13 protein-coding genes are annotated in these 20,119 nt (G+C 61.5%); 9 read left to right on the forward strand and 4 right to left on the reverse strand.

What is annotated here, in order from left to right; genetic code table 11:
- Positions 1-65: 65 nt before the first annotated feature.
- Positions 66-404: a hypothetical protein gene (locus J3P88_RS29245; protein WP_014335964.1), complete on the forward strand. Its 339-nt coding sequence runs from the start codon at positions 66-68 to the stop codon at positions 402-404.
- Between the two features lie 1,542 nt (positions 405-1,946).
- Here the strand turns inward: J3P88_RS29245 and lapD are convergent.
- Positions 1,947-3,893, reverse strand: a complete 1,947-nt coding sequence (gene lapD / locus J3P88_RS29250; RefSeq protein ID WP_186710004.1) for a cyclic di-GMP receptor LapD — start codon at positions 3,891-3,893, stop codon at positions 1,947-1,949.
- 14 nt (positions 3,894-3,907) lie between these two features.
- Complete coding sequence (gene lapG / locus J3P88_RS29255) at positions 3,908-4,531, reverse strand: cysteine protease LapG (RefSeq protein ID WP_434576648.1); 624 nt, start codon at positions 4,529-4,531, stop codon at positions 3,908-3,910.
- A 271-nt stretch (positions 4,532-4,802) separates the two neighbouring features.
- On the opposite strand from lapG, the gene J3P88_RS29260 reads away from it, so the two are divergent.
- The 5 genes from J3P88_RS29260 to J3P88_RS29280 all read left to right on the forward strand — a co-directional run bounded on the left by J3P88_RS29260 (position 4,803) and on the right by J3P88_RS29280 (position 11,960).
- Complete coding sequence (locus tag J3P88_RS29260; protein ID WP_434573152.1) at positions 4,803-5,495, forward strand: GntR family transcriptional regulator; 693 nt, start codon at positions 4,803-4,805, stop codon at positions 5,493-5,495.
- Between the two features lie 682 nt (positions 5,496-6,177).
- The gene (locus J3P88_RS29265; RefSeq protein WP_158457536.1) at positions 6,178-6,954 is read left to right on the forward strand and encodes a DUF3050 domain-containing protein; all 777 of its coding nucleotides are present in this window, start codon (positions 6,178-6,180) and stop codon (positions 6,952-6,954) included.
- Positions 6,951-7,883, forward strand: coding sequence for a diiron oxygenase (locus J3P88_RS29270; protein ID WP_434573155.1), 933 nt, complete (start codon positions 6,951-6,953; stop codon positions 7,881-7,883). Before J3P88_RS29265 ends, J3P88_RS29270 begins: the two co-directional genes overlap by 4 nt.
- A 10-nt stretch (positions 7,884-7,893) precedes the next feature.
- Complete coding sequence (locus J3P88_RS29275) at positions 7,894-11,463, forward strand: amino acid adenylation domain-containing protein (protein WP_434573157.1); 3,570 nt, start codon at positions 7,894-7,896, stop codon at positions 11,461-11,463.
- A 32-nt stretch (positions 11,464-11,495) separates the two neighbouring features.
- Positions 11,496-11,960, forward strand: coding sequence for an SRPBCC family protein (locus J3P88_RS29280; RefSeq protein ID WP_434573159.1), 465 nt, complete (start codon positions 11,496-11,498; stop codon positions 11,958-11,960).
- 664 nt (positions 11,961-12,624) lie between these two features.
- On the opposite strand, the gene J3P88_RS29285 is transcribed toward J3P88_RS29280, so the two are convergent.
- Positions 12,625-14,505: a methyl-accepting chemotaxis protein gene (locus J3P88_RS29285; protein WP_186709998.1), complete on the reverse strand. Its 1,881-nt coding sequence runs from the start codon at positions 14,503-14,505 to the stop codon at positions 12,625-12,627.
- A gap of 254 nt (positions 14,506-14,759) precedes the next feature.
- Here J3P88_RS29285 and J3P88_RS29290 point away from each other — a divergent pair, with 254 nt between their 5' ends.
- The 3 genes from J3P88_RS29290 (at position 14,760) to J3P88_RS29300 (ending at position 18,841) form a co-directional block, all read left to right on the forward strand.
- On the forward strand, positions 14,760-15,260 hold the full coding sequence (locus J3P88_RS29290) for a sigma-70 family RNA polymerase sigma factor (RefSeq protein ID WP_411387447.1): 501 nt from the start codon (positions 14,760-14,762) through the stop codon (positions 15,258-15,260).
- Complete coding sequence (locus J3P88_RS29295; RefSeq protein WP_434573161.1) at positions 15,250-16,251, forward strand: FecR domain-containing protein; 1,002 nt, start codon at positions 15,250-15,252, stop codon at positions 16,249-16,251. The genes J3P88_RS29290 and J3P88_RS29295 overlap by 11 nt, the downstream gene beginning before the upstream one ends.
- 85 nt (positions 16,252-16,336) lie before the next feature.
- Positions 16,337-18,841 carry a TonB-dependent siderophore receptor gene (locus tag J3P88_RS29300; protein ID WP_434573163.1) on the forward strand — a complete coding sequence of 835 codons (2,505 nt, stop codon included), beginning with the start codon at positions 16,337-16,339 and terminating at the stop codon, positions 18,839-18,841.
- Between the two features lie 138 nt (positions 18,842-18,979).
- On the opposite strand, the gene J3P88_RS29305 is transcribed toward J3P88_RS29300, so the two are convergent.
- Positions 18,980-20,053 carry a fatty acid desaturase gene (locus tag J3P88_RS29305; RefSeq protein ID WP_434573165.1) on the reverse strand — a complete coding sequence of 358 codons (1,074 nt, stop codon included), beginning with the start codon at positions 20,051-20,053 and terminating at the stop codon, positions 18,980-18,982.
- Positions 20,054-20,119: the final 66 nt, after the last annotated feature.

The following is a 20,119-nucleotide window of genomic DNA, read 5'->3' on the forward strand; positions in this document are numbered from 1 at the left end:
ATACTCCCCCCCAAGTTGGCCTATGCTGCCCAGCATGACGCCGCTTCATACATGAGGGATGCCCGATGTTTTATGTGCAACGCGATGCACAAGGCCTGCTGGTGCGCGTAGAAGCCACCGCCTACGCCGAGGCCACCGAGACCTTGCCGGCCGACAACCACGAGATCCAGGACTGGTTCGCCAACCAGGCGGTGGAAAACAGCCTCAAGCAACTCAAGCAAAGCGACCTGGAAATGATTCGGGTGCTCGATGACTTGATCCAGGTGCTGACCAGCAAGGGCGTCATCCGCGTCACCGATCTGCCACCGGCGGCCCAGGCCAAGTTGATGGATCGCAACCAGGCCCGTGAAGCCTTGGGCGGGTTGAGTCGGTTGATCGATGATGATGAGAAGGGGTTGATCTAACCTGCCACCTCGAGCAGCACACAAAACCCTGTGGCGAGGGGTTTTCTGGGCGGACGCCATCGCGAGCAGGCTCGCTCCCACACAGGTTTTGGTCATTTATAAGATCAATGTCCACCGCCGATCCTGTGGGAGCCGAGCTTGCTCGCGATGGCGGTGGGTCTGCTTGCACTAATGGGTGAGCAAGCTCGTTCCCACAGTGTTTACCGTGGATCAATCTGTACCGTGATGGCTGGGAAAGCTTTTGTGGCGAGGGAGCTTGCTCCCGCTTGAGTGCGCAGCGCTCATCGCTTTTTTGGGGCCGCTGCGCGACCCAGCGGGAGCAAGCTCCCTCGCCACAGGACCGTGCGGTTCCCAATATCGTGTGGGTATCCAACATCACCGCAAACTGACCCACCGCCTTCGCGAGCAGGCTCGCTCCCACACAGGTTTTGGTCATTTATAAGATCAATGTCCACCGCCGATCCTGTGGGAGCCGAGCTTGCTCGCGATGGCGGTGGGTCTGCTTGCACTAATGCGTGAGCAAGCTCGTTCCCACAATGTTTACCGTGGATCAATCTGTGCCGTGATGGCTGGGAAAGCTTTTGTGGCGAGGGAGCTTGCTCCCGCTTGAGTGCGCAGCGCTCATCGCTTTTTTGGGGCCGCTGCGCGACCCAGCGGGAGCAAGCTCCCTCGCCACAGGACCGTGCGGTTCCCAATATCGTGTGGGTATCCAACATCACCGCAAACTGACCCACCGCCTTCGCGAGCAGGCTCGCTCCCACACAGGTTTTGGTCATTTATAAGATCAATGTCCACCGCCGATCCTGTGGGAGCCGAGCTTGCTCGCGATGGCGGTGGGTCTGCTTGCACTAATGCGTGAGCAAGCTCGTTCCCACAGTGTTTACCGTGGATCAATCTGTACCGTGATGGCTGGGAAAGCTTTTGTGGCGAGGGAGCTAGCTCCCGCTTGAGTGCGAAGCGCTCATCGCTTTTTTGGGGCCGCTGCGCGACCCAGCGGGAGCAAGCTCCCTCGCCACAGGACCGTGCGGTTCCCAATATCGTGTGGGTATCCAACATCACCGCAAACTGACCCACCGCCTTCGCGAGCAGGCTCGCTCCCACACAGGTTTTGGTCATTTATAAGATCAATGTCCACCGCCGATCCTGTGGGAGCCGAGCTTGCTCGCGATGGCGGTGGGTCTGCTTGCACTAATGCGTGAGCAAGCTCGTTCCCACAATGTTTACCGTGGATCAATCTGTGCCGTGATGGCTGGGAAAGCTTTTGTGGCGAGGGAGCTTGCTCCCGCTTGAGTGCGCAGCGCTCATCGCTTTTTTGGGGCCGCTGCGCGACCCAGCGGGAGCAAGCTCCCTCGCCACAGGACCGTGCGGTTCCCAATATCGTGTGGGTATCCAACATCACCGCAAACTGACCCTGCCAGTTAAAAACTGTTACCTATGTGCGTGAACTGATATGTAACCCATGTGGGTGAGTCATACCCGGAACCCTATGTGGCCGTTATCGCAGGAATGGATATGTACGCGGTCAAAAGGACACAACCCGCCTCACCCCCAACGCTTAGGCTCACCCACTAACTGCCCCTGAACCCCAAACAACCCCATCTCCCGAATCACCGCCAACTCCCCCTCCGTCTCAACCCGCTCAGCAATCAACGGCAAGTCGATACTGTGAGCAGCACGCTGTATCGCTTCGATAAACAGGCGCTTGTCACTTTCCTGATCAATCGCGCGAATGTAGCTGCCATCAATCTTCAGATAAGCCAACCCCAACCGCGACAAGTTGCCAATCATGCTGAACCGCCCACCAAAACGCTGCAGGCTCAAGGAGAAACCAAGCTCGCGCAACTGCCGGGTCAACTGCTCCAGCACCGCTTGCTCCGGCAGTTGCTCTTCACCAATCTCCAGCGTCAGGCGCGACCCAAGGTTGGAATGCGCCCGCAGGATTTCAAAGACCTTGTTCAACGCCTGCGGATCGGCAAGCGTGGCGGAGGACAGGTTCAACGCCAAGGACTGCTCATGCCCAGCCATCTGCTTGAGCACCTGTTCAAGCATCAAGCGGTCCAGCCGCGCAGTCCAGCCGAAGCGCTCCAACCACGGCAGGAAACGCCCGGCGGGGATCGTCTGGCCCTGCTCGTCCAACAGCCGCGACAACACCTTGTAATGCAGCACTACCTGAGTGTCCTGGGCCGCCACCACCGGCTGGAAGTACAACTCGAAGCGCTGATGACTCAAGGCCTGGTCGAGCAGCGTGTGCCAGGCGTGGTGATCATCGCCGACACTGGCCGAGGCACTGTGATCCAGGCAGGCCCAACCCGGTTCGCCCTGGCTTTCGGCCTGGGCCAGGGCCTGGTCGCCGAGCTGCAGCACCGCTTGCGGCGAGTCGCCATGGACGAACGGCGCCAGCCCGATGGAGGCCACCGAGGCCACGTCAGTCGCGCCGGTGGCGTGCAAGCTCGCCAACGCGGCCTCGAGGTTCTGCGCCAATTGCAGCGCTTCCTCACGCACCAGCCCCGGGGCCAGCACCGCGAACTCGCCGCCGCGAATACGCGTGACCAGGTTGTGGGTTTCCGGGTAGCGGGCGCACTCACGCTGCAACTGCTCGCCCACGGCCTTGAGCAACTGATCGGTGCGCTGGCCGCCCAGCCGCTGGTTCAAACCGGCCAGGTCCTTGACCCGCAACAGCAGCAGGTAACCGGAACTGGCCTGCTCCGGGTTGCTCACCCGGGCATTGAGCTGCATTTCGAAATAACGCCGGTTGGCCAGGCCCGTGAGGTTGTCCTGGTAGGACTCGACCCGCAGTTTCTCGCTGCGCTCGGCCTGTTCCTGGAACAGCGCCTTGAGCTTCTCGACCATCTGGTTCATCGCCTGCACTACCCGACGCAGTTCAGGCGTGCGCGGCAGCTCCGGCAGGCTCAGGAATTCACGACGGGCAATGGCGTGGGACTGATGCACCATGTAGTCCAGCGGCTTGAGCTGGCGACGCAGCAGCAAGGCCCCCAGCACCGCGCTCACGGCGCCGCACAGCAACAGCCAGCCCAGGCTGCCCAACGCGCTCTGCCACAGCTTGGCGAGGGCGAACATCGGGTGGCTGACCACTTCGACCCGCGCTGCCTGCTCCCAGCCGCGGCTGACGATGGCATCGCCACCGGCCGGTTCCAGGCCGATCAGCTTGACGAACCATTGCGGCACACTGCCGGCGTCCGGTGTACCGGTGCGCTCGACCAGGGTCTTGTCGGTGGCCACGTCGACCACGCGGATGCTGGCGTAGTAGCCGCTGTCGAAGATCGAGCTGACCATCAATTCCACCATCGCCGGGTCGTCGATGTTCGGCGTCAACGACAGCGCCAGCGCCGTGGCCGCGTCCTGGGCGTGGGAGCGCAACTGGTTGACGTATTGGGCCCGCGAGCTTTCCAGGCTGACCATGAAGCTGCCGCTGAAGGCAACCACCAGGAACAGACAGATAGCGATCAACAGCTGTTTGAACAAGGACATCTGAGCGCGCGCTCCTAGTTAGTCGTCTCGACCGGAAAACCTTCGGCCTGCATTTTTTTCAACACGTCCTGCCACCGGGACAGGCGCTTGGTGTCACCCACTTTCTTGTTGCCCTTGGCACCCGGCAGCCACAGCCCTTCGGCATTGAAAGAGTAGACCGGGAGCAAGTCGGTTCGCTGGCTGGCCGGCTGGATACCGTCGATCAAGCTGTCGAGGACCAACGGCATCGCCTCGGGCGTGGCGTAATAGGTGAGCACCATGTGCGCACGGTTCTGTCGCAACGCCTTGACGTAGGTGATGCGCAGCTTGTCACTGGACACCCCGAGACGACGCAGGCTGAAATACTTGGCGATGGCGTAGTCTTCACAGTCGCCGGCGCCCTTCCACAAGGCCTGGATCGGCGTCTCCCAATAGTCGACTTCACGCCACAGGTCGATGTCTTCCACGTAGCGCACCTGTTTGTTGAAAAACAGGTTCACCACCTTGAGCTGTTCCAGTTCGGGGATCTGTTTCTGAGTCGCCAGCAGTTGCTGCCACGCGTCGATCCGCTGCTGCCCTTCGCCCAGTGGCCCATATAACGCTTGCGCCCGCCGGCTGATCTGCGCAAAGTCCCAGTCGGCTTGCAGGCCGCCCAGCATCAGGCCGGCCAGCAATAGTGCCGAACACAGCCAACGCAAGGACCTGAGGACCGGGAAAGGTGCAGCCAAGGGAAATACGTCCGAAAAGGGCCGTTGGAAATTCGTTGGATGGTGAAGCCTGGCCGGGCAAAAGACAATGGCAGGTTGCAATCACCGCAAGCAGACTAAACTTTAGTTCAGGAACCGGGGCCGCGAGATTTTGACGGCTTGGCAATCTGTAACTAACGTTGGCATGGATCCAATTTTCGTTCCTACCCGTTCAGGTGTTGTCGTGACAAAGAAGCCCAAACCGCTCAGCACTATCCAGGTCAACGGTCCCGTCCCCGCCGATCAGGCGCGGTCGATCATCGAAAGTTCCCTGCGCGAGGCCATCCTCGACGGGCGCCTGCCCAGCGGCACCGCCCTGCGCCAGCAAGAGCTGGCCGACCTGTTCGGCGTGAGCCGCATGCCGGTACGTGAGGCGTTGCGTCAGCTCGAAGCACAGTCGTTGCTCAATGTCGTCCAGCACAAAGGCGCCGTGGTGGCCCCGCTGATTACCAACAATGCGGTCGAGACCTACGCCTTGCGCGCGGTCCTGGAAGCTTTCGCCTTGCGCTTGTCCATCCCCCTGCTCGATGAAGGTGACCTGGCGCTGGCAGCCCAGTACATCGAACAATTGGAGACACAAACCGAATACGCTGAAATCGCCAAGCTCAATCGGCTGTTCCATATGTCGCTTTACCACAAGGCACCCAACGGCAAACTGCTGGACCTGATCGAACACGAGCTCAATGAAGAAGAACGCTTTTTGCGTTTTCATCTTTCGTCCATGGGGTTGGGCAAGCTGACCCAGGACGACCACCGCGCCATCCTCGCGGCCGCGATAGACAGAGATATCGATAAAGCGGTCGCCTTGTTGGAGCAGCATCTGGAAAAAGCCTCCATCACCATGCGCCGGTACCTGGAACAGCCGTCGAAGCCTTGATTCCACGCCGGCGCTTCGTCCGGCGTAAAAATTTCTTACATATCCTTCCGACTCACTTGTCGCCAGCGCGGCGCGGCCTGACCGTGGCCGCGCTTCGTCGCCCCATCAGTCCAATGGCACTGCCATCGATTTGGGCTCACTCTTGCGCTTGTCGATTCAAAACAGACCTGAAGAAGTCAACGCCTGGCTGAGGCCAGACGAATCGAAGCCAATACGCAAGGAGCGACGTCCAACCGGCGGGATGATCGGAAGTCCGACCGATGTCCTGCCCCTAACAAAAAACTTCTTACTCCCCGATTCCTGAAGTGCTCCGAGTGAGGCATTCACTCGAACTATTCGATTCTGATCTCGCTAAATCGGAAGGAGCTTCTTCGCCCCAATAAAACTTATATTAAAAGTTTTAAAGGCCTCTTCGCGCCCAGTAAAACTACAACTTCAAATAATTAAAAAAACACTTGCCGCTTACTTGTTACATGTATTAATTTTTTATTCACCGCGTTACCAGCGGCCCTTTCGATGCGCCAATACCTCAGCAAACACTGGCATCGAAAGCTGAAACAACGATTAAAAGAGAATACTTCACCCCCTTGGGTAATTCATGGATTCCGGTTCAGGCACCCGCTCGCCTTCATTAACTAACGAGCCGCCTTCCGGACATAACATCATTGATGAGGACGTTCCAATGCAGCCATCCAAAGAACAACTATCTCTGAAAAAGCATGAACTTGGACAACACCCGGTTTTTTCCGAGATTACATCAATCGATCTGTTACGCCGTTTCATGGAAAGCCATGTCTTTGCCGTCTGGGACTTCATGTCGCTGACCAAGCGGCTGCAACGCGAGCTCACCTGTGTCCACCTGCCTTGGCTGCCGCCGGCCGACCCTCACGCGGCCCGCTTGATCAATGAAATCGTGCTGGGGGAAGAGTCGGATGACCGCCCCGGCGCAGGCTACTGCAGCCATTTCGAACTGTACCTGGACGCCATGCGGGAAATCGGCGCCGATACCCGTGCAATCGAGCAGTTCATTACCCTGCAGCAGGAAGGCGTCAGCCCCGAGACCGCGTTGGACAGCGTCGAGGTCGAACCGGCGGCGGCGCGGTTCGTCCGCCAGACCTTGCACACCGCCCTGCACGCCCCGGCCCACAGCGTGGCCGCCGCGTTCGTGCATGGCCGCGAGAGCGTCATCCCACAGATGTTCCAACGCATGTTGGACGCCTGGGGCATTGGCCTGGATCAGGCTCCGACCTTTCGCTACTACCTGCAACGGCACATCGAGGTCGACTCCGAGGACCACGGGCCGGCGGCAGAGAAACTCTTGGCGCGGCTGATCGATGGCGACCCGCAGCGCGAAACCGAGGTGCTGGCCGCCGCGCTCGCCGCCGTTCACAGTCGCGCGGCATTGTGGGACGGCCTGCGCCAGAGCATGGCCCAGCCGGTTGCACAGGTGATGCCATGAACGCCGTCGAATACCAATCCTTCGCCGACGCTTGGGAAAGCCGCGCCACGATCCGTACCCGGCCACGGCGCCGGGTTGAAGACGACGACAAGCTGATTTTCCCCATGAGCCGCCAGCCGCTGGTGCACAGCCAGACCTTCCTTAGCCACTGTGCGCAATTGCGCGACTTCGTGCTGGTGCAGAGCCTCTACAAATTCATCAATGACGTGGTGATTTTCGAGACCGAACTGGTGGACCACACCGCCCGGCGCATCGCCAAGAACCGCTTCGGCATCGAGTTCCCGTTCGCCTGCCGCTACGACGCGATGACCGTGGTGGTGGACGAGGATTACCACGCGCTGGTGGCGATGGACTTCATGCAGCAGACCATCGACATGACCGGCATCGAACCGATCCCGTTGCCTGGGCAGATCGAACTCAGCCGCGCCATACCGGCGACCCTGGCCGAGGCGCCAGAGCATCTGCTCAGTGCCGTGGAGCTGATCTGCATCGCCATTGCCGAGAACACCGTGACCAACGAAGTGGCGGCCTTCGCCCGGGACGACTCGGTCAAGGCCTCGATCAAGGGGCTGATGGCCGATCACTTGCTCGACGAGGGCCGGCACTCCGGTTTCTGGACGCGACTGGTGCAGATCTATTGGCGCACCGCCCCCGAAGAGGACCGCGCGCAAATTGCCCGCCTGATGCCCGGTTTCATCGCCCAGTACCTGGCGAGCGACCTGCAGCAAGCATTCGACTTCGAGCTGATAGCGCACCTGCCCGTCGACGAATCGGTGCGCCAGTCGCTGCGCGAAGACGCCAGTGCGCTGGCGTATCCCATCAATCGTTTTCACCCCTTGGTGGGCAACATCACGCGTTTTTTTCGCGGCAGCTCGATGCTCGCGTCCCCCTGCGTGCGCGATGCCCTCGCTGATTATCTGACCCCATGAGGACCTTTCTATGAGACGCCTCGACATTGCAGTGCCTGGCACCAGCCAGGCCATGGCCGAACTGGCCCGGGAATTGGAGCAGCACGGTCACGCGGTGGTGGACCTGCAATCGCCGGTCGACCTGTTGATCGACGACGGTACGACACCGCGCGCCATTGAAGCCCGCTCATGCCTTCAGGTCCGCGTGGCGCTGCGCACGCTGCCCGACGAGGCATTGCCGCAACCGGTGCTGCTCTTTCGCGACGGGGCGCAGCGGCTGTTGTGCCAGGAAGTGATCGCGCCGCAACGCGATGGCAATGGTCAATCCTTGCGCCTGCGTACGCTGGCGACGCTGGTCGAAACCGGCGCACGACTGGTCAGCCAGTTGTCCCGGGATGAGACCTGCTTCGATGATTGGCCGACGGTACACGCTGACGCCGTTGACCAACCCCTGCTCGGGCTCGATGCGCTGGAGCCGCTGGCCTTCGAGCACGGCCTCAATCGACCGTCGGTGCCCTGGCTGCTGGCCGCCGCCGACGTGCCGGTGATGCACAGCATCGAACAGCGCCTGCTCGATGACGCGACGCAACCGGCCCTGTGGGTCGATGGGCAATTGATCGACTACAAATCCTTGCGCCGCCTGGCGCTGAGGTTGCAGCAGCCGATGTTGGAAATACTGCACCGAGCAGAACATGAGAAAGGAGCTGTTGGAGAATCTGTGGGGGCAAGAAAAGCAGAACCTGTGGGAGCAAGGCTTGCCCGCGATGAAGACGCCGAGATTCCCAACCAAACCGCGTTATCGTTCATCGGGGGCAAGCCTTCCTCCCACAGGACTTCTTCCCACGGGACTTACTCCCACAAAGTAATCGGCGTGTGCCTGCCCAAATCCGCGCACCTGTACGCGGCGATCCTGGCAGTGCTCGGCTGTGGGGCGGTGTACCTGCCGCTGGACCCGCAGCATCCAGCGCAACGTCGGCGCTTTATCCTGGAAAATGCCCAGGCGGACCTGCTGCTACACGACGGCGACAGCGACTTGGGCGACCTGATGCTGCCAACTCTGAACATCCATCAGTTGCCAGCGCCCAAGCCAGGCATTCCGGCCTCGTTGATCCGCCGCACCGTGGATGGCGACGAACCGGCCGTGGCGATCTACACCTCCGGCACCACTGGCCAGCCCAAAGGCGTGTTGCTCAGCCACCGCAACCTCAGCCATTTCTGTGCCTGGTACGGCGACTACGTCGGGTTGCAGCGCGACAGTCGGGCGTTGCAGTTTTCCACCATCAACTTTGACGCGTCGCTGCTGGATATCCTGCCGACCTTCATCCACGGCGCCCTGCTGGTGGTGCCCAGCGAAGACCAGCGCCGCGATCCGCAACAATTGGTCGCGTTGATACAGCAACAGCGGGTCAGCCACGCCTTCCTGCCGCCTGCGTTGCTGAGTGTCATGCCCCTGGAGGCGCCGTTGGGCCTGGCGCACCTGATCACCGGTGGCGATGTCTGCGAGCCGTTCGTGATCGAACAGCTCGCACCACAATGCCGGTTCCACAACATCTACGGCCCGACCGAAACCACGGTGCTGGCGACCACCCGGCGCTTCGGTGTTGGCGACAACAACCGCAACCTCGGCGTGCCCATTGCCAATGGTCGGGTGCTGATCCTGGACGAACAACTGCAACCGGTTTCCCAGGGTGTTACGGGCGAGCTGTACATCGCCGGCCCGGGCGTCGGCCTCGGCTATCTGAATGATCCGGCGCTGACCGCGGCGCGTTACCTCAACCTGACGCTGCCCACCGGGCAAGCGTTGCGGGTCTATCGCACCGGCGACATCGGCCAGTGGACCGACAACGGCATCGAACTGTGTGGCCGTCGCGATAACCAAGTGAAGATCCGTGGCTTTCGGGTCGAACCCGAGGAAATCGAACACTGCCTGCGGGAAAGCCAGTTGTTTCGCCAGGTGGCGGTGGGGGTCGATGAACGGCGGCGGATCCTGGCGTTCCTGGTTCATCCCGAACAAGAGCGCCCCGGCGCCGCTCTCCAGGCCTTGCGTGAGCATGTACAGAACAGCTTGCCCAGCTACATGCATCCGGCCGCCTACGTTGAATTGCCCAGCCTGCCCTACACCAGTAACGGCAAGGTCGATCGCCGGGCATTGCTCGCCATGGCGGTGCAGGTGCACGTCGACGGCCAACGCCGGCAGCCGCAGAACGCCTTGGAGACACAACTGCAGCACCTGTGGGCCGAGCTGCTGGAGCTGCCGGTCGACGACATCGCCACCGATGAAAGCTTCTTCAACCTCGGCGGGCATTCGATCCTGCTGTCACGATTGCTGCTGAGCATTCGCCAGGCATTCGGCCGCAGCCTGTCGATCAACCGCTTCATCGAAGCGCCGACGCTGATGACCTTGGCGAAGTTGCTGGACGATCCCGAGCAAGGCAGTGCGTCGAGCCTCAGCCCCCAGGCCTTCATCGATGCCGAGGCCGAGCTCAACCTTGACCCGCTGCCCATCAGTCAATGCGGCGATGTGCACAAGGTGGTAGTGACTGGCGCCAACAGTTTCCTTGGCGTGCACATCGTCGAAGCGCTGCTGGCCTGGGGTGCCACCGAAGTCGCCTGCCTGGTGCGTGCCAGCCCTGAACACAGCGCGGCCGAGCGTTTCTCCCAGGCCCTGCGGGACAATCACCTGACCCACCTGGACCTGGATCGCGTCAGCGTCTATGCCGCCGACATCACCCAACCGCAATTGGGTTTACCGGACGACGTCTATGCCCGCATCGACCGCACCTTCGGCGCGCTGGTGCACAACGCCGCCCACGTCAACCATGTGCTCGACTACGAGTCGTTGGCACGGGACAACGTGGAACCGATTTTCGAGTGCCTGCGCCTGTGCGAAGGGCGCAGCAAGAAAATCTTCAATTTCGTCTCCACGCTGTCTGCCTCCAGTGCCCTGGATGCCGACGGTCAGGTGCTGGAACAGCCGGCCGCCGAGACGCCGCCGATCTACATCAAGAACGGCTACAACCTGTCCAAATGGGTTGGCGAACGGATCCTGCAACGGGCCCGGGACCGCGGCGTGTGGGTCAATCTTTTCCGCCCCGGCAACATCAGCTTCAACAGCCTGACCGGGGTCTGCCAACCCCACAAGAATCGCTTGATGCTGATGCTCAAGGGCTCGATCCAGCTCGGCCAGGTGCCGGACCTGTCGCTCAATTTCGACCTGATGCCGGTGGACTTCCTGGCCCGCTTCATCGCCTTCCACGCCAGCCGCTACCAGCCCAGCCAAGCGGTGTTCAACCTGCATAACCCGCAACCGTTGAGCTGGGACGCTTATGTGGCGTCGTTCCGTGACAGCGGCCGGGAATTTTCCCTGGTGAGCATCGCCGAGTGGCAACGGCAATTGGCTCGGGTCGATGCCGACAACGCGTTGTTTGGCGTGCTGGGTTTCTACCTCAACGGCTTCGAGGAAGACATCGGTGACATCTCACTGATCAGCCACGACAACGCCCGCGCCGGCGTGCGGCAGATGGGTGCCAGCTACCCGGAAAAATCCGCGGCCCTGCTGCGCCGCGGCGCCGATTACCTCAAGGCCATCGACTTCATCTGAAACACCCTCAATCCAAAGCAAGGAGCAAGACCATGAGTGCATTTCAACCCGACACCCTGATCAAAAACCCACAAGCCTGCCAGGTCGAAACCTCGGTGGAGGTCGCGGCCGATGCGGCGCGCGTCTGGGACGTGGTGGGTGATTTTGGCGGCTTCAACCGTTTCATCCCGGCCCTGGAGCGCATCGAAATGACCGGCGAAGGCGTGAGGTCCCTGCGCAAGAAGTTCTTCGTCGATGGGCAGAACCTGGTGGTGGAGCAGCTCAACAGCCGTGACGACCAGGCCATGCACATGACCTGGACGCTGATCTACAACACCCTGGGCATCGACAACCTGTGGGCGGCCATGCGCGTCGAACCCTTGGCTGGCAACCGCTGCCGCGCCACCTGGACCATCATCGCCGACCACACCGACGCCCATACACCGTCGGGCTTCAGGGATTTCCTCCAGGGCTTCGCCGATGAGGCGATGGGGAATGTGCAGGGGATGTTCAAGTAGCGCCCATCCCTTGTGAGAGCGGGCTTGCTCGCGAAAGCGGTGGGTCAGTCAATGAAGCAGTTGGTTGGGCTGCCGTCTTCGCGAGCAAGCCCGCTCCCACAATTTGGTTCTGGGGTGGACGCAAGATCCAGGCTCACCGCAAATCCCCTGTGGGAGCGAGCCTGCTCGCGAAAGCGGTGGGTCAGTCAGTGAGAAGTTGGCTGTACTGCCGTCATCGCGAGCAGGCTCGCTCCCACAGTTTTGGTTCTGGGGTGGACGCAAGATCCAGGCTCACCGCAAATCCCCTGTGGGAGCGAGCCTGCTCGCGAAAGCGGTGGGTCAGTCAGTGAGAAGTTGGCTGTACTGCCGTCATCGCGAGCAGGCTCGCTCCCACAGTTTTGGTTCTGGGGTGGACGCAAGATCCAGCTCACCGCCAATCCCCTGTGGGAGCGAGCCTGCTCGCGAAAGCGGTGGGTCAGTCAGTGAGAAGTTGGCTGTACTGCCGTCATCGCGAGCAGGCTCGCTCCCACAGTTTTGGTTCTGGGGTGGACGCAAGATCCAGGCTCACCGCCAATCCCCTGTGGGAGCGAGCCTGCTCGCGATGGCGCCAGCCCAGGCAACCCGTACCTGTGGCGAGGGAGCAAGCTCTCTCGCCACAGGGGATTGGGTCGGCTTGCGACTGAGGTCAGATCTTGAAGCTGTCCACCAGTTGCTTCAGGCGATTGGCCTGTTGGGACAAGGCATCGCAGTCCTTCAGGGTTTCATTGAGGTTGGCCACGCTTTGCTGGTTCAGCAGATTGATGTGGCTGACGTCCATGTTGAGGGTTTCAACCACAGCGGTCTGCTCTTCGGTCGCGGCTGCAACCGACTGGTTCATGCCGTCGATCTCGCCGATGCGCTGTGTCACGCTGACCAGTCGCAGGCCGGCCTGGTTGGCCACTTCCACGCTTTCTTCGCTGGAGGTCTGGCTGGCGTTCATCGTGGTCACCGCTTCACGGGAACCGACCTGAAGCGAGGTGATCATCTTGTGGATTTCTTCCGCCGACTCCTGGGTGCGGTGCGCCAGGTTGCGCACTTCATCGGCCACCACCGCAAACCCGCGTCCAGCTTCACCGGCACGGGCCGCTTCGATGGCCGCGTTCAGCGCCAGCAGGTTGGTTTGCTGGGAGATGCCCTTGATCACGTCCAGGATGTGCCCGATGTTGTCGGTGCTGGCGTTCAGGGTTTCGATCTGGGTGCACGAGAGGCTGATCTTCTGCGACAGCTCGGTCATGGCCTGGATGGTTTTTTCCACCACCTGGCGACCGTCATCGGCCTGTTCGCTGGCACCGCTGGCCTGTTGCGAGGCATCGGCGGCATTGCGGGCGATTTCCTGGGTGGCGGCGCCCAACTGGTTGATGGCCGCTGCCACACTGTTGGTGCGGGCGCTCTGCTCATCCGAGCCGACGAGCGAAGCGTTGGATGAGGTCATCACTCGCTGCGACAGGTCATGCACCTGGCGCGTGGCGGAAGACACTTCCGCGATCGAGGCGTGAATCCGCTCCACGAACTGGTTGAACGACCCCCCCAACACCGCGAACTCATCCTTGCCCTGCACCACCAGGCGCCGGGTCAAGTCGCCTTCTCCCTGGGCGATGTCCTGCATGGCTCGGCCCATGGTGGTCAACGGGCGCATCAGCACCTGGATTAACAGGCTCAGCAGCAAGGCAATGGCCGCCACCGCGACAAACATCGCGATCAGCGCCGACGTACGGAACTGGCTCAACGGCGCGTAGGCCTTGGCCTCATCGATCGACAGGCCGATGTACCACTCGGCGTTCGGCAGGCCGGTCACCGGGGTGAAAGAAAGGATACGGTTCTGGCCGTTCAGCTCAACCTCCTGGATACCCTTGCCAATGCGCACCGGCGTACCTGGGTAGATGTCCTTGAGGTTTTTCATCACGTGGTCCTTGTCGGGGCTGACGATCACCTGACCGTCGCCACTGACCAGGAACGCATGGCCAATGCCACCGAAGTCCACGGAGTTGATGATTTTCACCAGGGTTTCCAGACTCAGGTCGCCGCCCACCACGCCAAGCAATTCGCCGTTGTGCTTCACCGGCAGGGCCACGGTCACCACCAGGCCACCCACCGCCGCCAGGTAAGGCGGGGTCAACATGGTTTTATCGGCGCTCACTGCCTGTTTGTACCAAGGGCGCTGACGCGGGTCGTAGCCGTCAGGCATTTTGGCGTCCGGGCGTTGGGTGAAGACACCGTTGGCCTGGCCCACATAAGTGAATTGGAAGTTCGACGTCAGCGCCGGCTGATCCACCAGCCCCGGCAGATCTGCAGCAGTGCCCTGATGCGCGATGTTTTGCGCCAGGTTTTCCAATACCAGGATCCGCCCACTCATCCAGTTCTGGATGCTGCTGGCCGTCAGGTCGCCGGACTGCTCGATGGACGACTCCAGGCTGCTGCCAATGGTGTTGCGCTGCAAATAATCGTTGTAGAGCGTGAACAGGGCAAAAGCCAAAACCACCACACCAGAGGCGGCAAGAAGGATTTTGTGGCTGAACTTTAGATTCATCGATGGGGCTTCTCATGCAAGGAGTGGGGGTGCATTCCAGGTTGCAACGTTCCATGTAACAGCGCGGGCAGTCTTGTCACTTGCTCCACTTTGGTGCACGCATATCCACTCTGTCGGCAAGCTTGTACAAATAATTAGGCATTTGTACAAATAGGCGACGGGAGGCTCGCCGGGTCGAACGGTGGTTGCAAATTCGCCGGCGGCTGATGACAATGCGACACGTTATCATTCGTAACATCCAGGCCGTCGCGTCCATGTCATCTCCCGAGTTTGCAGTACAGGCGCTCTACAGCCAGCATCACGGCTGGCTCAACACATGGCTGCGCACCCGCTTGGGCAATGCCGCCGATGCGGCCGACCTGGCCCAGGACACCTTCGTACGCCTGTTGCAGCGTAGCGAACGCCCGGAGCTTCGGGCCCCACGCGCCTTTTTACGCACCATCGCCCAAGGCCTGGTGATCGACCATTGGCGGCGGGAAGAAATCGAACGCGCCTACCTCCAAACCATAGCGCACCTGCCGGAAGCCGAAACCCCCGGCGCCGAAGCCCAGGCCTTGATCTTGGAATTGCTCGAAGCCATTGCCAGGATGCTCGAAGGCCTCAAGCCGAAAGTCCGCAAGGCCTTTCTGTTGGCTCAATGCGAAGGCCTGACGTACAAGCAGATTGCCGAACAGATGGGCATTTCGTTGCGCTCGGTGGAGCGCTACGTCGCCGATGCGCTGTACCACTGCTACGTGTTGCGCTATGAAAGCTGAGCCGGCGGATCCCTTGCAGAGCCGCCGCAACGGCCCGTCGCAACAGGTCGTGAGGCAGGCGATCAACTGGCTGCTGCGCCTGCGCAACCACGCCACTCACCCCAGCTTGCGCCAACAGTGCGACACCTGGCGTGCCGCCCACCCTGAACACGAGCTGGCCTGGCAACGGGTGCAATCGCTGCACAGCGAAATAACCTCGAACCTGCGGGCCGTGCCCGGTGCCCACATCGCCCTGGACACCCTGGAAAACAGCGCCCAGCGCCTCAGTCGTCGCCAGGCCCTGAAGGTGCTGTCGGGCGTCGCCCTGATGGGCGGCGCGGCGTGGCTGGGCAAGGACCTGGGCTGGCAGTCGTGGAATGCCGATTTCGCCACTGTCACCGGTGAACGCCGAGGGTACCAATTGCCAGATGGCACGCGACTGGAACTCAATACCCACAGCGCCGCCGACCTGGATTTCACCGCCCAGCAGCGCCTGATCACCCTGGCCCGCGGCGAAATCATGGTCATTTGTGGCCGCGCCCCCGGGCGCCCACTGCTGGTGAAAAGCCGCCATGGACTGTTCGAAGGGCTGGAGGGGCGTTTCGTCGTGCGCCAGGACAGCGACTGCACACGGCTGAGCGTCACCAGCGGGCGGGTGGTTATCCGTTCGCACCCAAACAGCGATGGCTCGCCCATCCAGGTGGAAGCCGGGCAAAGCTACTTGATCACCGCAGCCACAGCGACCCTGGCGCCACCGCTGGACATGGACGCAGGGGCTTGGGCAGACGGGTTGATCGTCACGCGCAACATGCGCCTGGCAGATTTTCTCAACGAAGTAGGCCGCTACCGCCCAGGCTATTTGAACTGCGCAGCGTCGATTGCCGACCTGCGCTTGTCAGGCGTTTTCCGCTTGGAGGACACCGACAAATTGCTCGCCGTCCTGCCACGCACGCTCCCGGTGCAGATCCGCTATCGAACCCGTTGGTGGATCACGGTGGAACGCCTGGCCTGATTTTTTTTGGCGGGTTTCAGGCCGGCGTCCGGCTAGGACAGTAAGCAACCCTTATCGGCCTTCAGCGACTCCAACGGAACCTACAATGACTGAGCGCGTACTTCTCAAGAACCCCTTCGGCTTCTCTTCGCAACCGGGCCTGTTGCGCCAGGCCATTCATGCCGCGCTATTCTCCACGGCGCTGGGGGTCAGCGTGGTGCCGATGCTCGCGGTGGCCGCACAAGACGGCGTGACCGCCAGCCGCCAGAGCTACAATATTGCCCCCGGCCCGCTGAGCGATGTACTGAACCAGTTCGCCCGCCAAGCCGGGATCACCCTGGCCAGCACCCCGGCGCAAACCGGCGGCGTCCAGTCACCGGGCCTCAAGGGCGAATACTCGCCCGACCAGGCCCTGAGCCAGTTGCTCAGTGGCTCGGGACTGGTTGCCGTCAGCCGGGATGGCAGCAGCTACGTGCTGCAAACCGAGACCGCTGGCAGCACCCTGGAACTGCCGAGCACCGACATCAAGGGCTTCGCCCTGGGTAATGCGCTGGGCAGCATGGAGGGCTACAACGCCACCCACAGCCAGGTCGCCACCAAGACCAGTACCGCCCTGCGCGAAACTTCCCAGAGCGTCTCCGTGGTGACCCGCGAGCAAATGGACGACCAGGGCGCGCAAACCGTGTCCCAGGCCATGCGCTACACCCCCGGCGTGCTGACCAACCCCTACGGCGCCACCCATCGCTACGACTACGTGGCGATGCGCGGCTTCAACGACGGCTCGGTGGATAACATCTACCTCGACGGCCTCAAGTCCATGGGCGACAGCGGCACCTACAGCTCCATCCAGGTCGATCCGTATTTCCTCGAGCGAGTCGATATCCTCAAGGGGCCGTCGTCGGTGCTCTATGGCCGCAGTTCGCCCGGCGGCCTGGTGGCGCTGACCAGCAAAAAGCCCCTGTACGAGGCCTATCACCAGATCCAGGCCACGGTCGGCACCCAGGGCCAACGGGGCATGGGCTTCGATTTCAGCGGCCCGGTGGATGACGACAAACGCATCACCTATCGCCTGGTCGGCCTGGCGGACACGTCCGATACCCAGTTCGACCACAACAAGGAAAAGCGCTTCGCCCTCGCGCCCACGGTGAACATCGACTTCAGCGAAGACACCTCGCTGACGCTCCAGGCCTACCTGCAGCATGACCCCGACGGCGGCTACCACGGCGGCATGCCGGCCGACGGCACCTTGCATCAGCGCAACGGCCGGCGAATCTCCGAAAACTTCTTCGAAGGCGAGCCGGGCGTCGACGGTTACGAACGCGACCAGCAGTCGTTCGGCTACCAGTTCGAGCACCGTTTCAACGACGTCTTCACCGCCCGGCAGAACTTCCGTTACCTGGACTCCGACGTCACCAACGATCAGGTCTATGCCTACGACTGGACCACCCCCACCAGCAACGAGCTGAACCGCTATTACACGGGCGCCGAAGAAAAACTCCACGCCTTCATCGTCGACAACATGCTGCAGGCCGAATTCTTTACCGGCGCGACCAAGCACACCGTGCTGATGGGCGCCGACTACCAGCGGCGCAAAACCGTGGTCGACTGGACCAGCGGCAGCCTCGCGCCGATCAATGCCTTCGACCCGGTCTACGGTAACTCGGCCATCACCTACTACAGCCCCACCAGCTACCTGCGGCGCCTGGAGCAGACCGGCGTGTACCTGCAAGACCTGATCGAAATGGACAAATGGCGCTTCTCCCTGGGCCTGCGCCAGGACTGGGTCCAAACCTCGGATGAGAACCGCATCGCCGAGTTCGGTCGCCCGGCAGGCACCGAGATCAACGACAAACGCACCAAGCTCACTGGCCGGGTCGGTGCGCTGTACCTGTTCGACAACGGCCTGGCGCCGTACATCAGTTATTCCGAGTCGTTCAACCCGAACTCCTATGCCGACAGCGCCGGCAATCCACTGGCGCCCACCGATGGCAAGCAATGGGAACTCGGCCTGAAGTACCAACCACCCGGCACCGATGATCTCTACACCGCTTCGCTGTTCCGCATCGACCAGGAAAACCTCGCGACCAAACTGCCCCAGGAAAACTTCTACCGCGCCGTCGGTGCCGTACGCTCCCAAGGCCTGGAACTGGAAGCGCACCTGCAGTTGACCGAACAATTCAAGGTGCTGGGCAGCTACACCTTCACCGACATCGAATACTCGAAATCGATGGTCAGTACCCTCAGCACGCCCACCAACATCATCGAAAACAAAGGCAACTCACCGACCCAGGCTCCGCGCCACATGGCCTCGCTCTGGGCTGACTACAAGTTCGACAGCGGCGCTCTCGATGGCCTGCGCCTGGGCGGCGGCGTGCGCTATGTCGGCTACAGCTGGGCCGATGCGGAGAACACCATGAAGGTGCCGTCCTACACACTGTTCGATGCCTCGGTGGGGTATGACCTGGGCAAGGTCGGCTTGAAAGGCGTGGATGTGCGCCTGAACGCGAACAACCTGACCAACGAAACCTACGTCGCTTCGTGCGCCAGCCTGAGCTATTGCTACATGGGCGAAGAGCGCAATGTGGCGGCGACCGTGAGTTACCAGTTCTGACCTGTTCCCGGTCTTGACGCATACCATTGTGGCGAGGGAGCTTGCTCCCGCTGGGTCGCGTAGCGGCCCTTGTATTTTGGGGCTGCTGCGCAGCCCAGCGGGAGCAAGCTCCCTCGCCACAAAGGCTTGCCCCTGTTCTTAGGCCTGGACCATATTCCCTTCCTCCCGCACCACACCCTCCTCCCGCACAAACCGATTCGCCCGCCCAAACGTACCGAAATCATTGAACCGCACCCCCATCTCCCGCATCACTTGGTGAGCCACCGGCACCGTCAGTTGGCGAATGTAGAACGGCTCCTTCACCGCGAAATGATGAATGCCATGGCTGCTGCCGAAGTTGAAGCAGAACGCCTGCAACGGCCACAACCACCACGGGTTGAGCACCTGGGTTTGCTGGATGACATTGCCCGGCTCGATGTCGCCGTAGTAATGCATGTTCGAGCTGACGAAATGCAGACAAAAGGTGCGCAATACGTTCGGTCCGATGATCACCACCACCGCGATGTCGATCACCTGCATCGTTGCCAGCGTGCTTGCCGACCAGTCAATTGAAGTTCCCATCAAGCTCGCGACGCCGTTGACCCCGTGGAAACCGAGGCACACATACCAAGCGCCCCAGTGCAGCAGCGCCAGCGGAAAATAAACCTTCAACGTACGCTTGAGGATGCTGCGCTTGTGCGCCCAGGTCTTGGCCCGCAGCAGGCGGATGAAGGCCGACATCACGTTGTCGCCGACCATCAGCAACCGCGCCAGCCCCCAGGGTTCGCCGTTGGTAATGGCCCGTTCTTCCATGTCAGCCTCGCTCCCGGACACCTTGTGATGGTTGAGGTGCAGGTGGCGGCGGATCCACGGGTTGATGGTGCTCGGCCGCGCCAGCCATACCAGGCCCATCATCAAGTTGTGGGGCAGGCGCTGCTTGCGAAAATACATGCTGTGGATCAGGTCGTGTTCCAGCTCGTGAGTCAGCGACGCGAAAAACGCGTTGAGCAACAGGCACGCCCAGCCGGCCAGGTCACCGTTGAGGTAGAGCAGCGCCGAACCGATCATCCCCGCCAGGGCGAACGCCAGGATGCCCGCACCCAGCGCATCCTGATGACGCAGAATCGGGTAGCGCTGACGCAATTCCTCACCCCGGGCCAGGACCACCTGGCGAATATGGGCCGCTCGTTGTTGTGCATTCAATCGCTCGGGGCTTGCGCAAGTGCCGTGCATGGCTTACATCCTCTGTAGAGATGTGCTCATCCTGCCGGGCGTTGCCCCACGGGGTGGTAGCCGTAA

It is taken from the genome of Pseudomonas sp. Z3-6 (genome assembly GCF_051131985.1).
GTDB classification, from domain to species: Bacteria; Pseudomonadota; Gammaproteobacteria; order Pseudomonadales; family Pseudomonadaceae; genus Aquipseudomonas; species Aquipseudomonas zanjanensis.